Origin of the sequence: Ruegeria sp. (genome assembly GCF_028066395.1) — a bacterium.
Taxonomy (GTDB): domain Bacteria; phylum Pseudomonadota; class Alphaproteobacteria; order Rhodobacterales; family Rhodobacteraceae; genus Ruegeria.
This window is the reverse complement of the sequence record NZ_JALCBM010000116.1, coordinates 1-5,990: the sequence shown is the minus strand read 5'-3', so window position 1 is coordinate 5,990 and position 5,990 is coordinate 1. Positions and strand designations below refer to the sequence as shown.

Here is a 5,990-nt window from a genome sequence, read left to right as displayed (position 1 = left end):
CGCGAACCTTCACATTGTAGTCAATCACGCGCTTGACAGGCACTAACACCTTCATTTTTGCGTTTTCTCCTTAACAAAAACGGCAAGCCGCGGCGCGACTCCACCAATGCTCTCGTCGGGCTTGATAGCGTCTTGAACGCCCCCGCAACAGAGCAAAATCGTCACGTCATGTCGTTGAGACGTCGCGTTTCGTCATTTTCTGTCGCAGGCGGCGCGGTAAGACGTGTTTTCAGCGGTTCGCGCCCGGAATCCACAGTACGTCATCGCGACCGTCGTTATTGGCGCAGCGCGCGGCAACGAAGAACCAGTCGCTCAGACGGTTGAGGTATTTGACCGCGACCGCGTTCACCGGCTCCATATTGGTCAGCTCGACCGCCAGCCGTTCGGCCCGGCGCGAGACGGTGCGGCAGACATGCAGATGCGCCGCAAGACGCGAGCCGCCGGGCAGGATGAAGCTGCGCAGCGGTTCCAGCGTTTCGTTCATCATATCGATTTCGGCCTCAAGCCGGTCGATCTGTGCGGCGACGATGCGCAGCGGTGGGTAGTCGGCCTCGGCATCCTTTTCCATGTCGGGACGGCAGAAATCGGCGCCCAGATCGAACAGGTCGTTCTGGATGCGCGACAGGGCGGTGTCGACGTCACCCTCGGCCTCGGTCCTTGCGACGCCGACAAAGGCGTTCAGTTCATCCACCGTGCCATAGGCGGCCACGCGGCCGGAGTACTTGGCCACACGCTCGCCATTGCCAAGGGCGGTTTTGCCATCATCGCCGGTGCGCGTGTAAATCTTGTTAAGAACGACCATCTATTGCACTCCTTGTCCGCGCAGCCAGACGTAGAGCACGATCAGCACCACGGCAATGAACTGAAACAGGATGCGCAGGCGCATCATCTTGTTGCTTTTCATCGCAGCGTTCATGCCGCTTTTACCAAAATTTGCGATGCCAAGAACCAGCACGACGACTACCGCCGCCATGGCCAGAAGCAGGACGACCATCAAAAGGTCCATGATTTAACAGTCCGCGTTTGTTTCCCTGGGCTCTGTCTAGACCTGATGGGCGCAAAAGCGAACGGGTAATATCGTCTCAGATGTCCGACAGGATGCGGTCAATGGTCCGGGTGGGCAGGATTCGGCGCAGGTAACCCGCGATATAGGTCGGCGTGGTCACGTAATATCGGGGGCGCGGGCGCTTGGCCTGCACCGCGTGGGCCAGTTTTTCGGTCACGGCCGAGGCGGGCAGTTCGAACCGGTCCGGGCCGGAGGATTCGTAAAGGCGTTTCAGCAAGGATGCCTCGTACCGTTTGCGCAGGGCCGAGTTTTCCCAATCGATGAACCGTTCGAACATCGGAATCGAGTTCACGCGAATCTTCGACGTAACCGGCCCGGGTTCGATCAGGATGACCTTGATATCGGTGTCGCGCAGTTCCAGCCGCAGCGTGTCGGTCAGCCCCTCGATGGCGTATTTCGTGGCCACATAGGCCCCGCGCCACGGCATGGCCACCAGCCCCAGCACGGATGAGTTCTGGACGATTCGCCCATGCCCCTGCGCCCGCATGACCGGGATGACCTGCCGGGTCAGGTCGTGCCAACCAAAGACATTGGCCTCGAATATCTGGCGCAGGCCCTCGGTGGGCACATCCTCGACCGCGCCGGGCAGACCGTGCGCGCCGTTGTTGAACAGCGCGTCTAGCGTGCCGCCGGTGGTCTGCAAGACCTCGGCCAGCCCCGATTTGATGCTGTCCGCGTCGGTGTAATCGATCAAAGGGCTTTCGAATCCCTGCGCGCGCAGCCGGTCGCAATCGCGCTGCTGGCGGCAGGAGGCGAAGACGCGCCAGCCGCGCGCGCGCATGCCATGTGCCGCGTCCTGGCCAATACCGGATGAGCAACCTGTGATGAGGATGGATTTCTGCATGTCATTCCCGAACCTGAATCAGACCATAGCTATGGTCCGCTTTGAGGCAGGGCAATGACAGCGATGCGTCAGTTTGTGGTTTTGCGGATCAGAGACTCGGAAATCCATCCGACCTGTTGCACGGGCAACACGCGCAGGCGCAGCCAGCCGGTGCCTGAATCGCCCAGCACCTCGACCTGTTGACCCAGTTGCGCCTTGCCGATGATCGGATAGATCGTACCCGGCCCGTCGCGCAGGTTCACACGGGTGCCCGAAATTTCGCGGATGTCCCGAACGGGTTCGGGTTCTGCGGTTTGTTCTGCGGGTTCGGTTGGGGCGACTTGCTGCAACCCGGCGGCCCCGTCTTCCAGCGAGGCCAGCGTAAAGCTGGCGCCCTGACCATCAAAGGTAGAGATGCGGGAAAAGCCCGACAGGTTGGCGGGGTCCGCGGCGACATCAGCCGCCACAATCGTGTCCGTGGGCTTCGGCTGCACCCGAATCGGGGTTGCGCGCGTGGCGACATTGGTCACCAGCTCTTCGGCTTTGGGTTTTGCGACGGTGACAGGTTTCGCAACAGCAGCCACCTGAACGGGCTGTTCGCTGCGCAGCCCGCGCGGTTCGAAATCCGGGCCGCCGCTCATGACGTAAAAACTCCAGCCGAGCGCGGCGAATGTAACAAGAATAAGGCGCGTCATGGCGCTTCCCCCAAGGCAATCGTTACTAGAAATTGGCAGCTTTCTAATTGCGTAGAGGTTACCATATTCTGCCGTCCGAGTCGAAAATGCGGGGAAAACGGCAGCTTACCTCCCCCTGTTGCAAAAAGCGCGACTTGTCCCCAGCAAAATGCGAGCGGATTGCTTTACCAAGGCGCGCTTGCGGCGTATCACATCATATATGAACGATACGATCGACGACCCCAATATGGAGGCCCCCGAGAACGGGGGCGAGGTAGCCGAACCGCTGCGCCGCGCCATTGGCGAACGCTATCTGACCTATGCGCTGTCCACCATCATGCACCGCGCGTTGCCCGACGCACGCGATGGTCTGAAGCCGGTGCATCGGCGAATCCTTTACGCGATGCATAGGCTTCGGCTTTCGCCGACAGGTGGCTTCCTGAAGTCCGCGAAAATCAGCGGCGACACGATGGGTGACTTCCACCCCCACGGGAACCAGGCCATCTATGACGCGATGGCGCGTCTGGCACAGGATTTCAACGTCCGCTACCCACTAGTCGACGGGCAGGGGAATTTCGGCAATATCGACGGTGATAACCCGGCGGCCGAACGTTACACCGAAGCGCGCATGACCGAAGCCGCTGAGGCATTGCTGGAGGGTATGGCCGAGGATGCCGTTGACTTTCGTCCCAACTACGATGGGCGCTTGGAAGAGCCAGCAGTGCTGCCCGCGCAGTTTCCGAACCTTCTGGCCAATGGTGCCAGCGGTATCGCGGTGGGCATGGCGACGAATATCCCGCCGCATAATATTTCCGAGCTGTGCGACGCCTGCCTGCATCTGATCAAGACGCCCGATGCGCGCGATGACACGCTGCTGAACTACGTACCGGGCCCCGATTTCCCGACCGGAGGCGTCATCGTCGAGCCGCCCGAGAATATCGCGCAGGCTTATCGCACCGGGCGCGGCAGTTTCCGCCTGCGCTGTAAGTTCGAGGTTGAAGACCTCGGTCGCGGCCAATGGCAGATCGTGGTCACCGAGATCCCCTATCAGGTTCAGAAATCCAAGCTGATCGAAAAGATCGCCGAGCTGATCCAGACCAAGAAAATCCCGATCCTTGCCGATGTCCGCGACGAATCCGCCGATGACATCCGCCTGATCCTTGAACCACGCTCCAAGAACGTGGACCCCGAGGTGTTGATGGGCATGCTCTACCGCAACTCGGACCTTGAGGTGCGGTTCAGCCTGAATATGAACGTGTTGATCGACGGGGTGACGCCCAAGGTCTGCTCGATGAAGGAAGTGCTGCGCGCCTTCCTTGATCACCGGCAAGAGGTGCTGATCCGTCGCTCGCGTCACCGTATGGCCAAGATCGACCACCGGCTGGAGGTGCTGGAGGGCTTTATCGTCGCCTTCCTGAACCTCGACCGGGTGATCGACATCATCCGTTACGACGACGACCCCAAAGCCGCGCTGATGCGCGAGGATTGGGGCATCGACCATGTGCGTGCGACCGACGAATCCGACTATGTCTCACCCAAACCGGGCGAGGGCGAACTGTCCGAGGTTCAGGTCGACGCCATCCTCAACATGCGCCTGCGCAGTCTGCGCCGTCTGGAAGAGATGGAACTGGTCCGCGAGCGCGATGAGCTGATGCTGGAACGCGCTAATCTGGAAGACCTGCTGGCCGATCCTGCCCTGCAGTGGGCTAAGATCGCCGAGCAGCTGAAAGAGACAAAGAAGACCTTCGGCAAGGACTACGAAGGCGGCGCACGGCGTACCCAATTTGCCGAAGCCGGACAGATTGAAGAGGTCCCGCTTGAGGCGATGATCGACAAAGAGCCGATCACGGTCGTCTGCTCTCAGATGGGCTGGATACGCGCCATGACCGGCCATATCGACCTGAAGCGCGAGCTGAAATTCAAGGACGGCGACGGCCCGCGTTTCATCTTTCATGCGGAAACCACCGACCGACTGCTGGTCTTCGCCTCGAATGGGCGGTTCTACACCGTCAGCGCTGCCAACCTGCCCGGCGGGCGGGGCATGGGCGAACCGCTGCGCCTGATGGTCGACCTGCCGAACGAGGCGCGGATCATCGACATCCTGATCCACAAGCCGGGGCGGAAGTTGCTGGTAGCCTCGGATGCGGGCAACGGGTTCATGGTGCCCGAGGATGACGTGCTGGCCCAGACCCGCAACGGCAAGCAGGTGCTGAACGTCAAAAGTGATGAGACCGCAATGATCTGCAAACCGGTCGAGGGCGATCACGTGGCCGTCGTATCTCAGAACGGCAAGTTCCTGGTCTTCCCGACCGAGGAGTTGCCCGAAATGACCCGTGGCAAAGGCGTGCGCCTGCAGAAATACAATATGGCTCGTGGGCGTCAGGGCACGCTGGAACTGGATGGAGGGTTGTCCGACATCACCACCTTCAACTGGGAAGAGGGCCTGAAATGGTCCATGGGCGGCGACAAGACAAGGCACGAGGCGGATATGTCCCAATGGCTCGCCAAGCGCGCCGGCGTGGGCAAGAAAGCGCCCTATGGCTTCCCGCGCGACTATAAGTTCTCGTGATCCGGGCGCAACGGTGCTGAATTTCTGCCGATACGGCTTGGCACAAACCGTATCGGTGGGCTACACCCAATAAAAACAGGCCTATCGAGACGAGACATGTTGCGCATTCTGACCCTGATCACCGGACTGGCCCTGATGGGCGCCTGTACGCAGACACAGGTTTATGAAGAACCTGAATCGCTGGGTGAATTCAAACTGCGCGTGAACTACGCCTTTGCCGAGAAAGCCAAGCAGGGCCCGGTGTCCCGAGATGCGACTCCCAAGGAATGGGAAGACGCCATTCAGAACGCCGTGAACATTCGTTTGGGGCGGTATGAGGGCGCGCAGGATATCGATATCGGCATCAGCCTTGAAGGGTACATGCTGGCGCCTCCGGGGATTCCCGTGATCTACAATCCCAAAAGTACGGCAATTGTTCTGGTGAACGTCTATGACGTGAACAAGAAAGAGTTCCTTGCCAAGGGAAAGCAGTTTCAGGTTCTGGAAGATACGACCGGTGGCAGCGCCCTTAAAGGATCGGGGCATGAACGCACCAGAGAAGAGCAGATGAGCGGGCTTGCCCTGAAAGTTGCCGACCGGGTCGAGGAATGGCTGGCCGAGGAACACAAGGACAATGGCTGGTTCGACAAGCGCCCTGATCTGATCCAACCGCTGGAATCCGGTGAGGTTACGCAAAATCCGGCGTCTTAACCTGCTTTTCACGCAGGATGTGCTTGATTTTCCCCTTTGAACCAAATATCTCGCGCGCGCAGATGTAACCACGGGACCAAGGGTCCCCCAATCGCAAAAAGGGCGCCTGAGGAATGGCAAAGGAAAAGTTTGAGCGTACAAAACCGCACGTCAACATCGGCACGATTG

7 protein-coding genes are annotated in these 5,990 nt (G+C 59.8%); 2 read left to right on the top strand and 5 right to left on the bottom strand.

Annotated elements, in window-relative coordinates:
- Positions 1–229: 229 nt before the first annotated feature.
- The 4 genes from MPJ51_RS21245 to MPJ51_RS21230 all read right to left on the bottom strand — a co-directional run bounded on the left by MPJ51_RS21245 (position 230) and on the right by MPJ51_RS21230 (position 2,584).
- A complete protein-coding gene (locus tag MPJ51_RS21245) occupies positions 230–802 on the bottom strand; it encodes a cob(I)yrinic acid a,c-diamide adenosyltransferase (protein ID WP_298390974.1) in 573 nt (190 codons plus the stop codon).
- Positions 803–1,006, bottom strand: coding sequence for a twin transmembrane helix small protein (locus tag MPJ51_RS21240; protein WP_298390972.1), 204 nt, complete (start codon positions 1,004–1,006; stop codon positions 803–805).
- Positions 1,007–1,082: 76 nt separating this feature from the next.
- Entirely contained in the window at positions 1,083–1,910 is an 828-nt protein-coding gene (locus MPJ51_RS21235; protein ID WP_298390970.1) for an SDR family NAD(P)-dependent oxidoreductase, read from the bottom strand.
- A gap of 68 nt (positions 1,911–1,978) precedes the next feature.
- Positions 1,979–2,584 (bottom strand): SH3 domain-containing protein, encoded by a 606-nt coding sequence (locus tag MPJ51_RS21230; RefSeq protein ID WP_298390969.1) that lies wholly within the window; start codon positions 2,582–2,584, stop codon positions 1,979–1,981.
- Positions 2,585–2,783: 199 nt separating this feature from the next.
- Between MPJ51_RS21230 and parC the strand changes: the two genes are divergently transcribed.
- Together parC and MPJ51_RS21220 are read left to right on the top strand one after the other, a co-directional pair.
- Positions 2,784–5,132, top strand: coding sequence for a DNA topoisomerase IV subunit A (gene parC, locus MPJ51_RS21225; protein ID WP_298390967.1), 2,349 nt, complete (start codon positions 2,784–2,786; stop codon positions 5,130–5,132).
- Positions 5,133–5,228: 96 nt separating this feature from the next.
- Positions 5,229–5,822 (top strand): hypothetical protein, encoded by a 594-nt coding sequence (locus MPJ51_RS21220; RefSeq protein ID WP_298390965.1) that lies wholly within the window; start codon positions 5,229–5,231, stop codon positions 5,820–5,822.
- Here MPJ51_RS21220 and MPJ51_RS21215 read toward each other — a convergent pair.
- On the bottom strand, positions 5,800–5,990 hold a 191-nt coding region (locus tag MPJ51_RS21215), incomplete at its 5' end, for a hypothetical protein (RefSeq protein WP_298390963.1). The genes MPJ51_RS21220 and MPJ51_RS21215 overlap by 23 nt on opposite strands.